We start from the raw sequence: 19,871 nt of genomic DNA on the forward strand, positions 1-19,871 counted from the left end.
CGAACCCTCCCAAGGAGACACCCCATGGAGATTCGAGAGGCGTTTACCTTTGATGATGTGCTGCTTGTCCCGGCTGCCAGCAATGTGCTGCCCGCCGATGCCGACACCTCCACCGTGGTGACAAAGGCGATCCGGCTGAACATCCCGCTTCTGTCCTCGGCGATGGATACCGTGACCGAGGCGCGCATGGCCATTGCCATGGCGCAGGCGGGGGGGATGGGTGTGATCCACCGCAATCTGGGGGTCGAGGAACAGGCGCGCGAGGTGCGCCGGGTGAAACGGTTCGAATCCGGCATCGTCTATTCGCCGATCACCCTGACCCCCGATCAGACGCTGGCCGATGCCAAGGCCTTGCAGGACCGCTATAATGTGACCGGCTTTCCGGTGGTCGATGCCTCGGGGCGGGTGCTGGGCATCGTGACGAACCGCGACATGCGTTTTGCCAGCGATGACCGCACGCCGGTGCGGGTGATGATGACCGCCGACAATCTGGCGATCCTGCAGGAACCGGCTGACCGGGAAACCGCGATTTCGCTGATGAAGGCGCGGCGGATCGAAAAGCTGCTGGTGACGGATGGCAAGGGCGTGCTGACCGGGCTTCTGACGCTGAAGGATACCGAAAAGGCCGTGCTGAACCCGCATGCCTGCAAGGATGAACTGGGCCGGTTGCGGGTGGCCGCAGCCTCGACCGTGGGCGATGCCGGGTTTGAACGGTCGCGCGCGCTGATCGAGGCGGGGGTGGATATGGTGGTGATCGACACCGCGCATGGCCATTCCGAAGGCGTGGCGCGGGCGGTGGAGCGTATTAAGGCGCTGTCGAACACGGTGCAGGTGGTGGCGGGCAATGTGGCCACCGCCTCGGCCACGCGGGCGCTGATTGCCGCAGGGGCGGATGCGGTGAAGGTGGGCATCGGCCCGGGGTCGATCTGCACCACGCGCATCGTGGCGGGAGTGGGTGTGCCGCAACTGACCGCGATCATGGACGCCGCACAGGCGGCGGGCGACATTCCGGTGATCGCCGATGGCGGCATCAAGTATTCCGGCGATTTCGCCAAGGCGATCGCGGCGGGGGCGTCTTGCGCCATGGTGGGGTCTGCAATCGCAGGCACGGATGAGAGCCCGGGCGAGGTGATCCTGTATCAGGGCCGCAGCTTCAAATCCTACCGGGGCATGGGGTCTTTGGGCGCCATGGCGCGCGGCTCGGCGGACCGATATTTCCAGAAGGATGCGGCATCCGACAAGCTGGTGCCCGAGGGGATCGAGGGGCAGGTGCCCTACAAGGGATCGGCGGCGGCGGTGGTGCATCAGCTGGTGGGGGGCCTGCGCGCCGCCATGGGCTATACCGGCAACCGCACCATCCCCGAGATGCAGAAGAATTGCACCTTCGTGCGCATCACCGGCGCGGGGCTGAAGGAAAGCCATGTGCATGATGTGCAGATCACCCGCGAAAGCCCGAACTACCGGTTGATGTAAAACAATGGGTTGTGCGGTTATCCTCATGTCTTGCGTGAACTGTGCATGACGCCTGCCGCGCGCCTTTCCGCCGCCATCGGCATCCTTGACCGGGTGCTGGCCGGCACACCCGCCGAACAGGCGCTGACCAACTGGGGCCGCGCCAGCCGCTTTGCCGGGTCGGGTGACAGGCATGCCGTGCGTGATCTGGTGTTCGACGCCATCCGCAACCGCCGGTCGCATGCCGCGCTTGGCGGGGCAGAAACCGGGCGCGGGTTGATCCTGGGCGGGCTGCGTGCGGCGGGGGTGAACCCTGACACGCTGTTCACCGGCGAGGGCCATGCGCCCGGCCCGGTGACGGCAGGCGAGCAGCCGCAGACCCCGTCGGAACTTGCCGCGCTGGATTGCCCCGACTGGCTGGCACCCGCGCTGCAAGCCTCGCTGGGTGGCGATTTCGCCCCGGTGATGGAAACGCTGCGCCACCGCGCCCCGGTGTTCCTGCGGGTGAACACGGCGCGGCTGTCGCGCGACGCGGCCATCGCGCGGCTGGCCGCCGAAGGTATTGGCACCCGCCCGCATCCCCTGGCCGAGACTGCGCTGGAAGTAACTGGCAACGCTCGCAAAATCCAGATTTCGCCCAGCTATCTGGAGGGGCTGGCAGAGCTTCAGGATGCAGCCTCGCAGGCCGTGGTCGCGGCGCTGCCGCTGCATGCGGGCCAAAGCGTGCTGGATTATTGCGCAGGCGGCGGCGGCAAGACGCTGGCCATGGCGGCACGCGCCGAACTGCGGCTTTACGCCCATGACGCAGCCCCGCAGCGCATGGCCGATCTGCCCGCCCGCGCTGCGCGGGCCGGGGTGGCGGTGACGGTGCTGGCAGGGGCCGACGTGCCCCGCCATGCGCCCTATGATCTGGTGCTGGCCGATGTGCCCTGCACAGGTTCGGGCAGCTGGCGGCGCGCTCCCGAGGCGAAATGGGCGCTGACCCCGGCAAGGCTGGCTGAGCTTTGCGCGCTACAAGCCCGGATTCTTGATACAATCGCCCCGCTGGTGGCAGCGGGCGGTCATCTGGCCTATGCCACCTGTTCGTTGTTGGAACCGGAAAATCAGGCGCAGATTGCCGCGTTCCGGCAGCGCCACTCAGGCTGGCATGTGACCGCCGAGCGTCGTTTCACCCCGCTGGAGGGTGGAGACGGGTTTTATCTGGCGGTTCTGGCGCGAAAATAGCGGCAGATCGCGCAGATCCCGTCAGCGATTAAGTCGCGCTTAATCATTTGTGCCCGCTATTGTCAGCAGGCGATTCCATGATGGGCGGGGATGGTGGGCAAGGCGGGGGTTCCGGCAGACAGGCAGGGCGCGGCGCGGCTGTGGCTGATGCTGGCCATTGCGGCGGGCTGTCTGCTGGCGGCCATTGCTCTGCCCGACAGCGGGCGGCGGCTGATGGCGGCGATGGCGGGGTTGACCGTGGTGGCGGTGGTGCTGCTGGCGCGCGGGCAGGCATGGTGGCGGCATTGGCAGGACCGACGGCTGGAGCAGCGTCTTATCCGGCTGATCGGGCTGGATGCCACGCCTTGCTTCACCACCGATGCCGAGGGCCTGATCGGTTTTCAGAACCGTGCGGCGGAAGAACGCTTCGGGCGGCGCGACAGGACCACGCTGGTGGCGGCGCTGCATGACCATTTCGCCAACCCGGCCTCGGTGCTCTACCGGCTGCAGAGCCGTGCCGCCAACCTGGGCGCGGCACGCGAAGATGTGCTGACAAGGCGCGGACACACAAGGCTTTCCGTTCACCGGCTGGGGCAATTGCGCTATCTGTGGCGGCTGGAGGAATTTGTGGATCGCGCGGCCTCGGGGCGCGGGGCGGAAACGCTGAGCCTGCCGATGCTGGTGGCCAACAAATCCGGCGTGATCCTGTTTTCCAATGAGGCGATGCGCCGCCTGCTGGGCGGGCGGCCCAAGCGGCTGGACCGGATTTTCACCGTGGCCACCCTGCGCTCGGGAGAAGAGGTGGAGGTGGCGTCGGTCGATGGCCCCGTGCGCGCCATTCTGGCCGAGGTGGAAGGCGCGGGCGAGCGGCGCGAGATTTACCTGATGCCGGTGCCAGATCGCGCGGGGCGCGAGGCGGTGCTGGCGGATTTTGAGCATGTGCCTGTATCGCTTATGAAATTCGGCGGCGATGGCAGCCTGCGCGCCGCCAACCGCGCGGCGCGTGACCTGCTGGCGCTGGAGCCGGAGGCCGAGATCGGCTTTTCCGACCTGTTCGAGGGGCTGGGCCGCGCGGTGGCCGACTGGCTGGCCGATGTGGCCGCCGAACGCCTGCCCGGCGGGGCCGAGGTGCTGCGCCTGCGCCGTCCGGACGAGGATGTGTTCCTGCAGATCACCCTGCGGCGGATCGTCGAGCAGGGCCGGCCCGCCGTTCTGGCCGTGCTGAACGACGCCACCGCGCTGAAAACGCTGGAGGCGCAATTCGCGCAAAGCCAGAAAATGCAGGCGATCGGGCAGCTTGCCGGTGGAATCGCACATGATTTCAACAATTTGCTGACCGCGATTTCCGGCCATTGTGACCTGCTTTTGCTGCGCCATGACCGGGGCGACCCCGAATATGCCGATCTGGTGCAGATCCACCAGAACGCCAACCGCGCGGCCAGTCTGGTGGGCCAATTGCTGGCATTCTCGCGCAAGCAGAACCTCAAGCCGGAACGTCTTGATCTGCAGGAGGTTCTGTCAGATCTGACGCATCTGTTGAACCGGCTGGTGGGCGAAAGGGTCAGCCTGAAACTGGCGCATGCGCCCGATCTCGGCCCGATTCGCGCTGACAAGCGGCAGCTGGAACAGGTGCTGATGAACCTTGTGGTGAACGCGCGCGATGCCATGCCCGAAGGAGGTGTGATCTGCATCGAAACCGAGGCGCTGACCCTGCGCGAAGAGCTGCGGCGTGACCGTGCGATGGTGCCGCCCGGCGATTATGCGGTGATCCGGGTGATCGACACGGGGACCGGCATACCGCCGGAACGGTTGCAGAAAATCTTCGAGCCGTTCTTTACAACCAAGCGCACGGGCGAGGGCACCGGCCTTGGGCTTTCCACCGCCTATGGGATCGTGAAGCAGTCCGGCGGCTTCATTTTCGTTGACAGCGCCCCGGGCGAGGGCAGCATCTTTCATCTTTATTTCCCGATACATGACGGGCCGGAGGATGCGGCCGATCCGCCACCACCCCGGCCAAAAATGCAGTTGAAACAGGGCGACGGGGTTGTGCTGCTGGTGGAGGACGAAGCCCCGGTGCGCGCCTTTGCCAGCCGCGCCCTGCGGCTGCGCGGCTATACGGTTCTGGAGGCCGAGAATGCCGAAGAGGCGTTGAAAACGCTGGAGGATCCGGCGCTTGAAGTGGATGTTTTCGTCACGGATGTGGTCATGCCGGGAATGGACGGGCCAAGTTGGGTGCGTCAGGCCCTGACCGCACGCCCGCATGTGCGGGTGATCTTTGTCTCCGGCTACGCCGAGGACTGTCTGACAGAAAGCCAGGCGCGCATTCCGAATTCCGTCTTCCTGCCGAAGCCGTTCTCGCTGAACGACCTGACGGCGACGGTGCAGGGCCAGCTGCACTGACCATGGCGGCCCGAGCGCAATGCCCCCGGGAGGCCCCTCAGGCCAGGCTTTCGTAAAGGGCAAAGTCGTCTGCGGCGACCTGGCGCAACAGTGATTCCGTTGCAGGCGACAGATCCATCGTCGCGGCAGGCGAGACGTTCAACCGTGGCAGAATGATTTCACATCCCAGTTTTTCTTCCAGAAAATCAATGAAGTCGCCAATCCGGTCATAGCGGAAAAGATGGTCAACCCCGCGCCCGTTCTTGGGCTGCAAGAACCGCGCCTGCGAGCCGACGGCGGCAAAATCGGGCTGCGGATCGCTGGCATAGGCGCGCACGAAATCGTCAAAGCTGATGCCCGCCGTGCTTTTCGTGGCCTCGGCCAGATCTTCGCGCTGGCGGTAGCGATACCAGCTGCCCAGCCAGTCACGCGGCTCGCGCATCAGCGCCACAACGGTGAAGTCATGCCCCGAGGCGGCCTTGAAATAGGGGCCGAGAAAGCGGTGATAGCGCTGCACTGTCGTGTGTTTCAGCAGGGGCGGCCGTTGCACCGAGAGGGCAGCCAGTGATTCGAGCGCGGCCTCGATCGCCGTCGAACCCGTCTTTGGCGTCGCGAGAAACGCCAGTTTCTGATCCCAAAACACCAGCATGCCTGCCCCTTTTTTCCATCCGGCCTCTTTGGGCCCGTCGGGTAAACTATCCCTTAACTGTTTTGCGAAAAAGCTGGTTCTGCGAAAAAACTGTTGAAATGTTCCCGTTTTGATCGCATATGAACGGGAACGTAAAATGAACACCGCAAGGATTGCTGCCCGCGCGCGGCTGTGAAATAAGGAATGAGGCCTATGGCTACTGCGAACCTCCTCGATTTGAACGGAAAGCGCGAAATGGACAAGTCTAAGGCGCTGGAAAGCGCGCTGGCGCAGATTGAGCGGCAGTTCGGCAAGGGCTCGATCATGCGGCTGGGCTCCAACAACCCGGTGATGGAGATCGAGGCGATTTCCACCGGCTCGCTGGGGCTGGACATCGCGCTGGGGATCGGCGGGCTGCCCCGTGGCCGGATCATCGAGATTTACGGCCCGGAAAGCTCGGGCAAGACCACGCTGACGCTGCATGTGGTGGCGGAAGAGCAGAAAAAGGGTGGCGTCTGCGCCTTTGTCGATGCCGAACACGCGCTTGACCCGCAATATGCCAAAAAGCTGGGCGTGAACCTGGATGAGCTGCTGATCAGCCAGCCCGACACCGGCGAACAGGCGCTGGAGATTGTCGATACGCTGGTCCGCTCCGGCGCGGTCAGCCTGATCGTGGTCGATTCGGTGGCGGCGCTGACGCCGAAGTCGGAAATCGAGGGCGACATGGGCGACATGCAGATGGGCGCGCAAGCCCGCCTGATGAGCCAGGCCATGCGCAAGCTGACCGCCAGCATCGGCCGCAGCAATTGCATGGTGATCTTCATCAACCAGATCCGCATGAAGATCGGCGTGATGTTCGGCAGCCCCGAGACGACGACGGGCGGCAATGCGCTGAAATTCTACGCGTCCGTCCGGCTCGACATCCGCCGCACCGGCTCCATCAAGGACCGTGACGAGGTGATCGGCAATGCCACCAAGGTGAAGGTGGTGAAGAACAAGGTGGCACCGCCCTTCAAACAGGTGGAATTCGACATCATGTATGGCGGCGGGATCTCCAAGACCGGTGAGCTGGTCGATCTGGGGGTGAAGGCCGGCGTGGTGGAAAAATCCGGTTCCTGGTATTCCTATGGCGATGAGCGGATCGGCCAGGGGCGCGAGAATGCCAAGCTGTTCCTGAAGGCCAATCCGACTGTCGCCGCCGATATCGAGGACAAGATCCGGGCCTCGCACGGGCTGGATTTCTCGGCCACCGATGGCGGCAAGGATGAGGATCTGGTGGATATGTAACAAAGGGTGCCCGTGCTTTTCGTCAAAGCACGGGCGCGCATGGTGGACAGGCCCGACGCGCCCCGCTAAACGGAACGCCGAACCATCGCCATCCGCCTGACAGGGGGCCGCCCACCATGCCGTCGCTGAACGATATCCGCTCGACTTTCCTCGATTTCTTCGCCCGCAACGGTCATCAGGTGGTGGAAAGCAGCCCGCTGGTGCCGCGCAATGACCCGACGCTGATGTTTGCCAATTCCGGGATGGTGCAGTTCAAGAACTGCTTCACCGGGGTGGAGAAGCGCGATTATGTGCGCGCCACCTCAGCGCAGAAGTGCGTGCGCGCCGGTGGCAAGCACAATGACCTTGACAATGTGGGCTATACCGCGCGGCACCATACGTTCTTTGAAATGCTGGGGAATTTCAGCTTTGGCGATTATTTCAAATCGGATGCGATCCCCTTTGCCTGGGAATTGCTGACGAAGGATTTCGGCATCCCGAAGGACAAGCTGCTGGTCACGGTCTACCACACCGACGAGGAAGCGGCGGATATCTGGAAGAAGGTGGCGGGGCTGACGGATGACCGGATCATCCGCATCGCCAATGACGACAATTTCTGGCGCATGGGGCCGACCGGGCCTTGCGGCCCCTGCACCGAGATCTTCTTTGACCACGGCGACAAGATCTGGGGCGGCCCGCCGGGATCGGCAGAGCAGGACGGCGACCGGTTCATCGAGATCTGGAACCTCGTGTTCATGCAGAACGAACAGTTTGCCGATGGTTCGATGATCCCGCTGCCGAAACAGTCGATCGACACCGGCATGGGGCTGGAGCGGATCGGCGCGCTGTTGCAGGGCAAGCACGACAATTACGACACCGACCTGATGCGCAGCCTGATCGAGGCCTCGGCCCATGCCACCAGTTCCGACCCCGACGGGCCGGGCAAGACGCATCATCGCGTCATCGCCGACCATCTGCGCAGCACGTCCTTCCTGATCGCCGACGGCGTGATGCCGTCGAACGAGGGGCGCGGCTATGTGCTGCGGCGGATCATGCGGCGCGCGATGCGGCACGCGCATCAGTTGGGGGCGACCGATCCGGTGATGCACCGGCTGGTGCCCGCGCTGGTGCGGCAGATGGGGGCGGCCTACCCGGAACTGACCCGCGCGCAGGCGCTGATCGAGGAAACGCTGCGGCTGGAGGAGACCCGGTTCCGCACCACGCTGGACCGCGGGTTGAAACTGCTGGAGGATGAGGTGGCGCGCCTGCCCGAAGGTGGCGCGCTGCCGGGCGCGGCGGCGTTCAAACTCTATGACACCTATGGTTTCCCGCTGGATCTGACGCAGGATGCGCTGCGCGAACAGGGCCGCGCGGTGGACACTGCCGGGTTTGACGCGGCGATGGCGGAACAGAAGGCCAAGGCGCGGGCCAGTTGGGCAGGGTCTGGCGAAAGCGCCGATGCGGCGGTGTGGTTCGATCTGGCCGAGGCGGGCGCGACGGAGTTTCTGGGCTATGACACCGAAAAGGCCGAGGGGCAGGTGCTGGCGCTGGTGCAGGGTGGCGCCGCCGTGGCCCGGGCCGAGGCGGGCCAGCAGGTTCAGATCGTGCTGAACCAGACGCCGTTCTATGCGGAATCGGGCGGGCAGGTGGGCGACACCGGCATTCTGCGCACCGACACCGGGCTGGCGCGCATCACCGACACGAAAAAGGGTCAGAGCCTGTTCATCCATCTGGCCGAAGTGACCGAGGGCACGATTGCGCAGGGCCAGGGGGCCAGCCTGGTTGTGGATCACGCGCGCAGGCAGGCGATCCGCGCGAACCATTCGGCGACCCATCTGCTGCACGAGGCGCTGCGCCGCGCGCTTGGCGATCATGTGGCACAGCGCGGCAGCCTGAATGCGCCCGACCGTCTGCGGTTTGACTTCAGCCATTCCAAGGGGTTGACGCCTGAGGAACTGGCGCAGGTAGAGGCCGAGGTGAACGCCTATATCCGCCAGAACGGGGTGGTTGACACGCGGATCATGACGCCCGACGACGCGCGCGGACTTGGCGCGCAGGCGCTGTTCGGCGAGAAATATGGCGATGAGGTGCGGGTTGTGTCGATGGGCAGCCTTGATGGTTCCGGCAAGGGGGCCGATGGGCGCACCTATTCGCTGGAGCTGTGCGGCGGCACCCATGTGGGGCGGCTGGGTGAGATCGGCCTTTTCGTGCTGCTTGGCGATTCCGCATCATCGGCGGGTGTGCGGCGGATCGAGGCGCTGACCGGTGAGGGCGCGCTGGCCTATCTGGCCGAGCAGATGAAGCGGCTGGCCGAGGTGGTGGCGGTGCTGAAAACCGTGCCGGGCGAGGTTGCAGACCGTGCCCGTGCGCTGGTGGACGAACGCCGGGCGCTGGCCAATGAGGTGGCGCAACTGCGGCGTGAAGCGGCGATGGGCGGCAGTGCCGGACCCGAGGCGAAAGACATCGGCGGGGTGAAGTTCTTGGCGCAGATCGTCAGTGGCGTGCAGGGCAAGGATCTGCCGGGGCTGATCGACGAGATGAAGGCGCGCATCGGCTCGGGCGCGGTGCTGCTGATTTCCGACACGGGCGGCAAGGCGGCGCTGGCCGCGGGTGTGACGGCCGATCTGACCGACAGGTTTTCGGCCGTGGTGCTGGTGAAGGCGGCTGCCGAGGCTTTGGGCGGCAAGGGTGGCGGCGGCCGGGCGGATATGGCGCAGGCGGGGGCTGCTTCGGCGGCCAATGCCGAAGCGGCGGTTGAGGCGGCGGAAGCCGTGATCGGGGGATAAGATGCCAACAGCTTTGTGGATTGCCCATGTGATGGTGACGGACGCCGAGGCTTACGGCATCTATGCCAAGGGCGCGGGCCCGGCGATTGCCGCGCATGGCGGCGTGTTTCTGGCGCGCGGCGGCCGCCATGTGCAGCTGGAGGGCAACGACCGCGCCCGCAATGTGGTGGCGCGCTTTCCCTCGCTGGAGGCGGCGGTGGAATGTTACCATTCGGCGGACTATCAGGCGGCGCTGGCCCATGCCAAGGGCGCATCGGTGCGCGATCTGGTGGTGGTGGAAGAGGCGGAATAGAAACGATTTTGTAACATAACGTCAGTTGCCCCGTGACTCGTGCCGCTGTATTTTTGGGCGGCAACAAGAAACGAAACGGGGCAGGTATGACATTGAGGGGCGTTCTGCCGTTCATCGGGCGGTGGTGCTGATATGTGCCGCTGGGCTGCCTACACCGGTGCGCCGATCTTTCTGGAAGAGATCGTCAGCCGCCCGGGCCATTCGCTGATCCATCAAAGCCATTGCGCCACCGAATGCCGCACGGCGATCAACGCTGACGGGTTCGGCATCGCCTGGTATGGCGAGCGACCAGAACCCGGGCTTTACCGTGACGTGCTGCCCGCCTGGTCTGACCCCAATCTGCGCAGCCTTGTGGCGCAGGTGAAATCCGGGCTGTTTCTGGCGCATGTGCGCGCCTCGACCGGCACGGCGACCAGCCGCAACAATTGCCATCCCTTCGTGGTGGGGCGGTGGAGCTTCATGCACAACGGGCAGGTGGGCGGCTATGACTATTTCCGCCGCGATGCCGATATGATGATCCCCGACGGGCTTTACCCGCAGCGGCGGGGGGCCACCGACAGCGAGGCCTTGTTCCTTGTGGCTTTGGCCGAGGGGCTGGATGCCGATCCGAAAGGTGCGCTGGAACGCGCGGTGATGCGGTTCGAGGCGCTGGCGCGCGAAAAGGGCGCGGCCCCGCATTTGCGGCTGACTGCGGCGTTTTCCGACGGGCAAAGGCTTTATGCCGTGCGTTATGCCAGTGACGACCATGCGCCGACGCTGTATCACCGCTGGTCGGACACGCGGGGCGGGCGGGCCGTGGTGTCGGAACCGCTGGAAAGCGATGAATGCGGGTGGGAGCCTGTGCCCTCGGGCAGTTTTTGCGTTTTTGATGGTGATGCAGTGCGAGTGCAATCCTTCAGCCCCGGCGCGCTGAGCGCCGCTGCCTGAAGCAACTGAGGCCGCACCGGTGACGGTGCGGCCTTTTTCATTGGTTTGACAGTGGCTTAGCTGGCGCGCGACTGGCGCTTGCGCTCGTGCGGGTCAAGATAACGTTTGCGCATACGCACCGATTTCGGCGTGACTTCCACCAGTTCGTCATCATCGATGTAGGCGATGGCCTGTTCCAGCGACAGTTTCACCGGGGTGGTCAGGCGCACAGCCTCGTCCGTGCCCGATGCGCGCACGTTGGTCAGTTGCTTGCCCTTCAGCGGGTTCACTTCCAGATCATTGTCGCGGTTGTGTTCACCGATGATCATGCCGGTATAGACGGGTTCCTGCACGCCGATGAAGAAATGGCCGCGGTCTTCCAGCTTCCACATGGCATAGGCCACCGAGGTGCCTGATTCCATCGAGATCAGCACACCCTGACGGCGGCCTTCGATCGGGCCCTTGTGCGGCGCCCAGTCGTGGAACACGCGGTTCAGCACGCCGGTGCCGCGCGTGTCGGTCATGAACTGGCCGTGATAGCCGATCAGACCGCGCGAGGGCACATGCGCGATGATGCGCGTCTTGCCCGCACCCGCCGGTTTCATTTCCACCAGATCGCCCTTGCGCGGGCCGGTCAGCTTTTCGATCACCGGGCCGGTGTATTCGTCATCCACGTCGATGGTGACTTCTTCGATCGGCTCCAGTTTCTGCCCGTCAACCTCGCGGAACAGCACGCGGGGGCGCGAGATCGACAGTTCGAACCCTTCGCGGCGCATGTTTTCGATCAGCACGCCCATCTGCAATTCGCCACGCCCGGCCACCTCGAAGGCGTCGCCGCCGGGGGTGTCCGTGACCTTGATGGCCACGTTGATCTCGGCCTCTTTCATCAGGCGCTCGCGGATCACGCGGGACTGCACCTTGTTGCCGTCCTTGCCGGCCAGAGGCGAATCGTTGATGCCGAAGGTCACGGAAATGGTGGGCGGATCAATCGGCTGGGCGGGCAGGGCGGTTTCGATTTCCAGCGCGCAAAGCGTGTCGGCCACAGTGGCCTTGGACATGCCCGCCAGCGTCACGATATCGCCCGCCTCGGCCACGTCGATGGGGGTTTGCGACAGGCCACGGAAGGCCAGCACTTTCGACACGCGGAACTGTTCGATCTTTTCGCCGTCGCGGCTCAGCGCCTTGATGGTCTCGCCCGCTTTCAGCGTGCCCGCTTCCACACGGCCGGTCAGGATGCGCCCGATGAACGGGTCGGCCGACAGGGTGGTGGCCAGCATCAGGAAGGGCTCGTCGCGGCGCGACAGCTGTTTGGGCTGCGGCACATGTTTCAGCACCAGATCATACAGCGCCGACAGATCCTTGCGCGGGCCGTCCAGTTGCGCGTCAGCCCAGCCAGAGCGGCCCGAAGCATAAAGCACCGGGAAATCAAGCTGGTCGTCATCGGCACCCAGGTTGGCGAACAGGTCGAACACCTCGTTCAGGGCGCGGTCAGGTTCGGCGTCGGGCTTGTCAACCTTGTTCAGCACCACGATGGGGCGCAGGCCAAGCGCCAGCGCCTTGGAGGTCACGAATTTGGTCTGCGGCATCGGGCCTTCGGCGGCGTCCACCAACAGCACCACACCGTCAACCATGCTGAGGATCCGCTCCACCTCGCCGCCGAAATCGGCGTGGCCGGGGGTGTCGACGATGTTGATCCGCTTGCCCGCCCATTCAAGGCTGGTGCATTTGGCCAGAATGGTGATGCCACGCTCACGCTCGATGTCGTTGCTGTCCATCGCGCGCTCGGCCACGGCCTGATTGTCGCGGAAGGCGCCGGATTGTTTCAGCAGCTCGTCAACCAGGGTGGTCTTGCCATGGTCAACGTGCGCAATAATGGCGATGTTGCGAAGCTCCATCGGGGGTCACTTTCACTTGTCAGAGGTTGAGGCGGCGATACATGACGCCGCGCAGTTTGGCCAGAGCCTATTCGGCCCCGATGCTGCGCTGCCGCAGAATGCCGCCGCGTTCAGGCTGCCACATACCAGTCACGCCGATGATTCAGCATGATGACAGAGTTCAGCACCACCGCGCCCAGCATCGACCACAGCACCCTGTCGGCGGGCAAGACGGCGAAAGAGATGATGAACAGCGTGGTGTCATAGGCCAGCAGCACCCATCCGGCGCGGATGCCCCAGCGGTCCTGCACGATCAGCGCCACGATGGACACGCCGCCAAGGCTGGCGGCATGGCGGAACAGGCCCAGAAGGCCCACGCCCGCCACCACGCCGAACAGCACGGCGGCCACGGCGGGGTGGATGGCGCGCAGATCCATCACCCCGGGCAGCGCATCGGCAATCAGGCTGACGGCCAGCACGGTCAGGAAACTTTTCACTGTGAAAGGCAGGCCGCGCTTGGCATAGGCGAATGCGTAGAACGGCATGTTCACCAGAAAGAACAGCAGGCCAAAGCTGAGGTCTGTCGCATAGGCCAGCAGCAGCGCAAGGCCCGCCGTGCCGCCCGTCACCAGCCCCGCCGTGCGCAAAAGGTGAATGCCAAGCGCCGACATGATCGTGCTGACGGCGACGCCTTGGGCGTCCTCCAGCAAAGTATAGCGGGGGGTGTTGGCTGTGGTCATGCGCCGCTGATAGCGTGACGCGCGGCGGCAGGCGAGGGGCAAGGCCGCCGTGGCGCTGCGGCGCTTTTGCCTTGCCTTCGCCTTGGTCAATGCGGGGCGCTGCTGCCTGATTGCGCATCGGTAAAGGGGCGTGGGCGGCCAGCTTTCAGGCCGCGCTTTCCCAAAAAGCAAAGGCCCCGGGGTGAACCGGGGCCTTGTCACTCGTTAAGCGCAAAACTCAGCCGCGGTAGGCCAGACCGCCAAAGATGCGGCCCTCGTCGCGGTGACGCCCGCCACGCACCGCACCGATATAGGCGGCGGCAGCGGCGACCAGCGAGGCGGCGGTCAGCAGGAAGGCCGTCAGGATGGCCGAAACGCGGGCGGTCTCGGCGGCGTCCTGCGCCAGTTGCTCGGCTTCGGCGGCCAGACGTTCCGCCTCGGCCTGTGCATCCGTCACCAGTTGCGCAGCCTCGGCGCGGGCGGTTTGCGCGCCCTCGATAGCCTGATCGACGCGGGTGTTCACCTCGGCGGGCGACAGGCCGGTCTGGGCGGCCACGGCGCTGACCAGATAGGCGCGTTCGCTGTCCGAAATCTCGCCTGTGCGCAGCACGTTGCCAAGGATGGCGGCGGTCTGACGGGCCATTTCCTCGGTGTTGGCGGTGCCTGCGGGCACCTGATCGGGGCGCATCAGCGTGTCGCTGATATAGCCGACCGGGTCTTCCACCGCGTCTTCGGGCACGGCAGCGCCCACGGCGGCGAGGGCCCCCTGCGCCGCACCACCCACGACCGAACCGGCAGCGGTGGCCACGGTGCCCACGGTTTGCCCGGCGACCGAAGCGGCGGTGCCGACGGCGGAGACGGTGGCCGAAACGGCCGCACTCAGCAGCACAAGCCCCGCGATGGTGCCCAGACCCCAGACCACAAGGCCGTTGATCCCGTCACGCACCGTCACCTCGTCGGCGCTGGCCTTGTCGACCCGGCGGCGCATGCGTCCGGCGATATAGCCACCGGTCATGTAGCTTGCGACCAGCGTGACCACGACCCACAGCGCGCTGACGATCAGCATGAAGCTGAAGCCTTCGCCCGGGTCAGGCAGGCTGGAAAGCCCCAGCGCCGCGCCGAATGTGGTGAAAAGCGTGGCCACGGCCACCGAAACGACGGCACCGGCAAAGATTGCAGGCCAGTCAACGTAGGAACCGTCCAGCACCTGTGCGGGGGCTGCGGCGGCGGTCATCTGTTCTGTGCGTTCCATGCGTGCGGTCCTCAGCGGATGCCGAGAAGCGACAGAACCGCCAGAACGACCACGACGAGGCCGACGAGATAGATGATGCTGTTCATGAACTGTCCTTTCGAATTGACCCTCTCGGGGGTCTGTTGTCATGGGTCATAAACAGCCGGGGCGGGTGGCGGGTTCCCGCCCGAAGAAAAATAACCCGGTGGCGGGGGGCATGACGCCCGTCAACCGCGCGGCCAAGTCATTGGCAACAAAGAAAAAGGGCTGGCGGATGCCAGCCCGTTTCCCTTGCGGAAGCCCCGGTGGTTCAGCCCACCAAAGCCTTGTTCAGATATTCATCCACCTTTTCCAGATAGCCGATGGTGGTCAGCCATTTCTGGTCAGGCCCGACCAGCAGCGCCAGATCCTTGGTCATGTGACCGTCTTCCACCGCATCCACCGTTACCTTTTCCAGCGTGGTGGCAAAGCGCATCAGCTGTTCGTTGCCGTCCAGTTTCGCGCGGTGTTTCAGGCCGCCGGTCCAGGCAAAGATCGACGCGACCGAGTTGGTCGAGGTCTGCTTGCCCTGCTGATGCTGGCGGTAGTGGCGCGTCACGGTGCCATGTGCGGCTTCGGCCTCGACCACCTGGCCATCGGGCGTCATCAGCACCGAGGTCATCAGCCCAAGGCTGCCAAAGCCCTGCGCCACGGTGTCGGATTGCACGTCGCCGTCATAGTTCTTGCAGGCCCAGACATAGCCGCCCGACCATTTCATCGCGCTTGCAACCATGTCGTCGATCAGGCGGTGTTCGTAATGGATGCCCGCTGCCTTGAACTTGTCTTCGAATTCTTCGGCATAGACCTTGGCGAACAGATCCTTGAAGCGCCCGTCATAGGCTTTCAGGATGGTGTTCTTGGTCGACAGATACACCGGCCAGCCTTTCAGCAGGCCATAGTTCATCGACGAACGGGCAAAGTCGATGATGCTGTCGTCAAGGTTATACATGCCCATGTAGACGCCCGAGGAGGGGGCCGAATATACGTCACGCTCAATGGTGGTGCCGTCGTCGCCCACGAACTTCATCGTCAGCTTGCCCGGGCCGGGAAAGCGGAAATCGGTGGCGCGGTATTGGTCGCCAAAGGCGTGGCGGCCCACCACGATGGGCTGGGTCCAGCCCGGCACCAGGCGCGGCACGTTCTTGCAGATGATCGGCTCGCGGAAGATCACGCCGCCCAGAATGTTGCGGATCGTGCCGTTGGGCGATTTCCACATCTGTTTGAGGTTGAATTCCTCGACCCGTTGTTCATCCGGGGTGATGGTGGCGCATTTCACGCCGACGCCGTATTGCTTGATGGCATGGGCGCTGTCGATGGTGATCTGGTCGTTGGTGCGGTCACGCTCCTCGATGCCCAGATCGTAGTATTTCAGGTCGATGTCGAGGTAGGGCAGGATCAGTTTCTGCTTGATGAAATCCCAGATGATCCGGGTCATTTCATCGCCGTCGAGTTCGACGACCGGGTTGGCTACCTTGATCTTCGACATGGGGGCCTCGCTGTTGGGGATTCGGGTTCAGGGGGTCATAACGGAAAAGGCAGGGCTTGGGAAGTGCGGTATGCGGTGGTATACCGAACGGTTGCTGGCCGAGCCTTGCTCGCGTGTTACTCTGTCGCAGTGCAGATGCAAAACCTTCACGGTATTGTCATCGATATGTTACTGACGCGCTGTTGATGGCGAAAGAATAGCGCGATCCGTGCATCGCATGCTACACTGGTGGCTAATCTCGCGGGGGTGACGGTGATCGAGGCGCAAACTTCCGGCGAGGCGCAAACTTCCGGCGAGGCGCTGACGGCAGGGCCGGTGCCACCGCGTGTCAGCATCGTGGTGCCCATGCGCGACGAGGCCGAGGCCGCAAGCTGGCTGATCGACGAGATTTTCACCACCTGCGCCGCGCTTGCCCCGCTGGAGGTCATCGTGGTGGATGACGGATCACGCGACGGCACGGTGGCGCAGGTGCGCGCATTGATGGCGCGGCATCCGGGTTTGCGTCTGTTGGCGCATGCGCAATCGGCTGGCCAGTCGGCGGCTGTGCATAGCGGCGTGCTGGCGGCGCGGGCGGCGCTGGTCTGCACCATGGATGGCGACGGGCAGAACCCGCCCGCCGATCTGCCGCGTCTGGTGGCCCCCTTGCTGGCCGATGCCGCAGGGCGTGTGGGGCTGGTGGCCGGGCAGCGCGTGGGCCGCAAGGATACATTCGCCAAGCGGCTGGCCTCACGCTTTGCCAATGGCTTGCGGGGCTGGCTGCTGAAGGACGGCACGCGCGACACCGGCTGCGGGCTGAAGGCGTTTCGCCGCACGGCCTATGTCGCGCTGCCCTATTTCGACCACATGCACCGCTATCTGCCCGCGTTGTTCAACCGGGATGGCTGGGGCGTGGTGCTGGTGGATGTGGGGCACCGCGAACGTGCGGCGGGCCGGTCGAAATATACCAACCTGCAACGCGCGCTGGTGGGGCTGCATGATCTGGTGGGCGTGGCCTGGCTGATCCGGCGGCGCAAGAAGGCGGTGGCGGCGGAATGGCCCGCCCTGCCGCACGCCGCGCCCGTGCCCGTGCCCGAGCCCGCCGAATGGCGGCTGGAACAGACACATGGCTGAACAGATCTTCGCGTGGCTTCAGGTGCACAGCTGGGTTGAACTGATGTGGCTGGCCGTAGGGCTGGGTGGGCAGGCGCTGTTCATGAGCCGCTTCATCGTGCAATGGGGCGCTTCGGAACGCGCGGGCCGGTCGGTGATGCCCGAGGCCTTCTGGTATCTGTCGATCAGCGGCGGCATCATCCTGTTCATCTATGGCATCCACCGGCGCGAGCCTGTGCTGATCCTGGGCCAATCGGTCGGGATTTTCGTCTATCTGCGCAACATCTGGCTGATCCATGCTGAAAAGCGCCGGGTCTGACCTCAGCCTGCGCTGGCTGGGCCCTGCGCTGGGTCTGGTGCTGGCGATCACCGCGCTGCGCGTGGTGGCTTTGGCCTTCGACCGCACCGACCTGTTCGTGGACGAGGCGCAATACTGGCTGTGGGGGCAGGTGCCCGCGCTGGGGTATTACTCCAAGCCGCCGATGATCGGCTGGGTGATCGGCGCTGTGACGGCGCTGGCGGGGTCGGATGCGCCGTTCTGGGTGCGGCTGCCCGCCCCGCTGTTTCACGGGGCCACGGCGCTGCTGCTGGCGGCCACGGCGGCGCTGCTTTACGGCGGGCGCGCGGCGGTCTGGGTGGCGGCGGGCTATGTGACGCTGCCGATGGTGGCGGTGGGCAGCCTGCTGATCTCGACCGACACCATCATGTTTCCGTTTCTGGCGCTGGCGCTGTGGGCCTGGGTGCGGGCAGGGGATGAGCCGTCATGGCCGCTGGCGGTGCTGTGCGGGGTGGCCCTGGGTCTGGCGGCGCTGTCGAAATATGCGGCACTTTACTATCTGCCCTGTGCGGTGCTGGCGGCAATGCTGCTGCCGGGCGCGCGGCGGCCATGGGGGTTTGCGCTGGTGGCGCTGGCGGCGGCGCTTGCCACGCTGTCGCCCAATCTGGTCTGGAACGCGCTGAACGGTTTTGCCACGCTGAACCACACGATCGACAATGCCGACTGGATGCGCGACCCCGCCACGCGGGCCGGGCTTCGGTTTGGCGAACTGGGGTCATTTGCCGCCAGCCAGTTTGCGGTGTTCGGCCCGGTGCCTTTCGCGCTGCTGCTGTGGCTGGCGCTGCGGCGCGGGCAAAGCCCGGCAACGCGGATGCTTTTGTGGTTCAGCCTGCCCATCCTGCTGCTGGTCTGCGGGCAGGCGCTGCTGTCGCGCGCCTATGCGAACTGGGCGGCGGCGGCCTATCTGGCGGGGGCGGTGGCGGTGTTTGCCGCCATGGCGCGCGGCCCGGGCTGGCTGCGCGCGGCCAGTTTCGTGCTGAACGGCGCGGTCTGTGTGGCGCTGCCGCTGGCCACGACGCAAGCCGACCGGCTGAGGTGGGACGGGCGGCTGGTGCTGGCACGCTATACCGGGCAGGCCGAGATGTCAGGCCGGATCATCGCGGCGGCTCAGGCGGCGGGCACCAACCGCGTGGTCAGCGACAACCGCGACATTCTGGCCGATCTGTTCTACACTGGGCGCGATGCCGGGCTGGACATCTACGCCGTGCCCGCGCCGGGCCGCGCGCTGAACCATTACGCCCTGCGCTATCCGCTGCCGGCGGGCCTTGACGGTGCGGTGCTTTATGCCGGGCCGGGGCCGCTGCCCGAGGGCTGCGCGCTGGGGCCCGCCGTGGCGCTGGAGGCGGCCCAGGGCCGCTGGGCCGGAAAGGGCCTGTTCGCGCAACCCCTGCGTGCCCACTGCTGGGGGGGCGCGGAATGAGCCTTGGCCTGCGCCTGTTCATCGTATTTGCGCTGGTGCATCTGGGCTTTGCCATCTGGCCCGAGGTTGATCTGGCGGTATCGCGGCTGTTCCACCGCCCGACCGAGGGCTTTCCCTTGGCCGCGCATCCGGGGCTGGGCGCGCTGCGCTATCTGTTGTGGAACCTGACGTTGCTGGCGCCGCTGGTGGCGCTGGCGGGCTGGTGCATCGCGTTGATGCTGAACCGGCAGGCAAGGGTGCTGCCCCGGGTCTGGGGGTTTGCCCTGGCCTGCTTCGTGACCGGGCCGGTGCTGGTGGCCGATACGCTGTTCAAGTCGCACTGGGGCCGGGCCCGGCCCGCCGACGTGGCCGAATTTGGCGGCATGCTGCCCTTTACCCCGCCGTTCGAGATGGCCGGAAACTGCGCGCGCAACTGTTCGTTTGTGTCGGGCGAGGGCGCGGGCATTGCCATGTTGGCCTTTGTGATCGGCGTGCTGGGCTGGCATCTGGTGCCGCGGCCGCTGCGCCGCCGTTTCGCGCTGGGGTTGCTGGTGCTGGCGGTGATCGGTGGCGGGCTGCGGGTGGCGACGGGGCGGCATTTCCTGTCAGACGTGGTGTTTGCGTGGTTTTTCATGGGTTTCGTGGTGCTGGTTCTATATCGCGCCATGGGTATGGCCGAGGCGCGGCACAGCCTGACGCTCGTCAACCTGCGCGCCGACCTTGGTGCTTTCCGCGCGGGCCTGCGCGCCATGCAGCAGCGGCCGCGATAGGTTTTCCCGCCGATT

General features: G+C 65.3%; 16 protein-coding genes. 11 read left to right on the plus strand and 5 right to left on the minus strand.

Going from position 1 to position 19,871, the window contains the following annotated elements:
* Positions 1–24 precede the first annotated feature (24 nt).
* The 3 genes from guaB to GEU84_RS01560 all read left to right on the plus strand — a co-directional run bounded on the left by guaB (position 25) and on the right by GEU84_RS01560 (position 5,055).
* Positions 25–1,473, plus strand: a complete 1,449-nt coding sequence (gene guaB, locus GEU84_RS01550; protein ID WP_152823740.1) for an IMP dehydrogenase — start codon at positions 25–27, stop codon at positions 1,471–1,473.
* A gap of 45 nt (positions 1,474–1,518) precedes the next feature.
* Positions 1,519–2,676: an RsmB/NOP family class I SAM-dependent RNA methyltransferase gene (locus GEU84_RS01555; protein ID WP_152823741.1), complete on the plus strand. Its 1,158-nt coding sequence runs from the start codon at positions 1,519–1,521 to the stop codon at positions 2,674–2,676.
* A gap of 90 nt (positions 2,677–2,766) precedes the next feature.
* A complete protein-coding gene (locus GEU84_RS01560) occupies positions 2,767–5,055 on the plus strand; it encodes a hybrid sensor histidine kinase/response regulator (protein ID WP_152823742.1) in 2,289 nt (762 codons plus the stop codon).
* 37 nt (positions 5,056–5,092) lie between these two features.
* Here GEU84_RS01560 and GEU84_RS01565 read toward each other — a convergent pair whose 3' ends face one another.
* Complete coding sequence (locus tag GEU84_RS01565; RefSeq protein ID WP_152823743.1) at positions 5,093–5,683, minus strand: hypothetical protein; 591 nt, start codon at positions 5,681–5,683, stop codon at positions 5,093–5,095.
* 192 nt (positions 5,684–5,875) lie between these two features.
* On the opposite strand from GEU84_RS01565, the gene recA reads away from it, so the two are divergent.
* The 4 genes from recA (at position 5,876) to GEU84_RS01585 (ending at position 10,933) form a co-directional block, all read left to right on the plus strand.
* Complete coding sequence (recA, locus tag GEU84_RS01570) at positions 5,876–6,949, plus strand: recombinase RecA (protein ID WP_152823744.1); 1,074 nt, start codon at positions 5,876–5,878, stop codon at positions 6,947–6,949.
* Positions 6,950–7,065: 116 nt separating this feature from the next.
* Positions 7,066–9,714, plus strand: a complete 2,649-nt coding sequence (gene alaS, locus GEU84_RS01575) for an alanine--tRNA ligase (RefSeq protein WP_152823745.1) — start codon at positions 7,066–7,068, stop codon at positions 9,712–9,714.
* A gap of 1 nt (position 9,715) precedes the next feature.
* On the plus strand, positions 9,716–10,006 hold the full coding sequence (locus tag GEU84_RS01580) for a DUF1330 domain-containing protein (protein WP_152823746.1): 291 nt from the start codon (positions 9,716–9,718) through the stop codon (positions 10,004–10,006).
* 132 nt (positions 10,007–10,138) lie between these two features.
* Positions 10,139–10,933, plus strand: coding sequence for a class II glutamine amidotransferase (locus GEU84_RS01585; RefSeq protein ID WP_152823747.1), 795 nt, complete (start codon positions 10,139–10,141; stop codon positions 10,931–10,933).
* A gap of 56 nt (positions 10,934–10,989) precedes the next feature.
* Here GEU84_RS01585 and typA read toward each other — a convergent pair whose 3' ends face one another.
* From typA to GEU84_RS01605, 4 genes are all read right to left on the minus strand, one after another.
* The gene (typA, locus tag GEU84_RS01590; protein ID WP_152823748.1) at positions 10,990–12,807 is read right to left on the minus strand and encodes a translational GTPase TypA; all 1,818 of its coding nucleotides are present in this window, start codon (positions 12,805–12,807) and stop codon (positions 10,990–10,992) included.
* Between the two features lie 110 nt (positions 12,808–12,917).
* A complete protein-coding gene (locus tag GEU84_RS01595; protein ID WP_338144738.1) occupies positions 12,918–13,616 on the minus strand; it encodes a YitT family protein in 699 nt (232 codons plus the stop codon).
* 127 nt (positions 13,617–13,743) lie between these two features.
* Positions 13,744–14,757 (minus strand): hypothetical protein, encoded by a 1,014-nt coding sequence (locus GEU84_RS01600; protein ID WP_241427543.1) that lies wholly within the window; start codon positions 14,755–14,757, stop codon positions 13,744–13,746.
* A gap of 289 nt (positions 14,758–15,046) precedes the next feature.
* Positions 15,047–16,261 (minus strand): NADP-dependent isocitrate dehydrogenase, encoded by a 1,215-nt coding sequence (locus GEU84_RS01605; protein WP_152823749.1) that lies wholly within the window; start codon positions 16,259–16,261, stop codon positions 15,047–15,049.
* Between the two features lie 228 nt (positions 16,262–16,489).
* On the opposite strand from GEU84_RS01605, the gene GEU84_RS01610 reads away from it, so the two are divergent.
* From GEU84_RS01610 to GEU84_RS01625, 4 genes are read left to right on the plus strand one after another with little or no spacing between them, the layout of a single operon-like run.
* Entirely contained in the window at positions 16,490–17,371 is an 882-nt protein-coding gene (locus tag GEU84_RS01610) for a glycosyltransferase family 2 protein (protein ID WP_338144739.1), read from the plus strand.
* On the plus strand, positions 17,364–17,669 hold the full coding sequence (locus GEU84_RS01615) for a lipid-A-disaccharide synthase N-terminal domain-containing protein (RefSeq protein WP_152823750.1): 306 nt from the start codon (positions 17,364–17,366) through the stop codon (positions 17,667–17,669). Before GEU84_RS01610 ends, GEU84_RS01615 begins: the two co-directional genes overlap by 8 nt.
* A complete protein-coding gene (locus GEU84_RS01620; protein WP_152823751.1) occupies positions 17,647–19,107 on the plus strand; it encodes a glycosyltransferase family 39 protein in 1,461 nt (486 codons plus the stop codon). The genes GEU84_RS01615 and GEU84_RS01620 overlap by 23 nt, the downstream gene beginning before the upstream one ends.
* Positions 19,104–19,856, plus strand: coding sequence for a phosphatase PAP2 family protein (locus GEU84_RS01625; protein WP_152823752.1), 753 nt, complete (start codon positions 19,104–19,106; stop codon positions 19,854–19,856). Before GEU84_RS01620 ends, GEU84_RS01625 begins: the two co-directional genes overlap by 4 nt.
* The last annotated feature ends 15 nt before the right edge of the window (positions 19,857–19,871 follow it).

Source organism: Fertoeibacter niger, from assembly GCF_009380135.2.
GTDB classification, from domain to species: Bacteria; Pseudomonadota; Alphaproteobacteria; order Rhodobacterales; family Rhodobacteraceae; genus Fertoeibacter; species Fertoeibacter niger.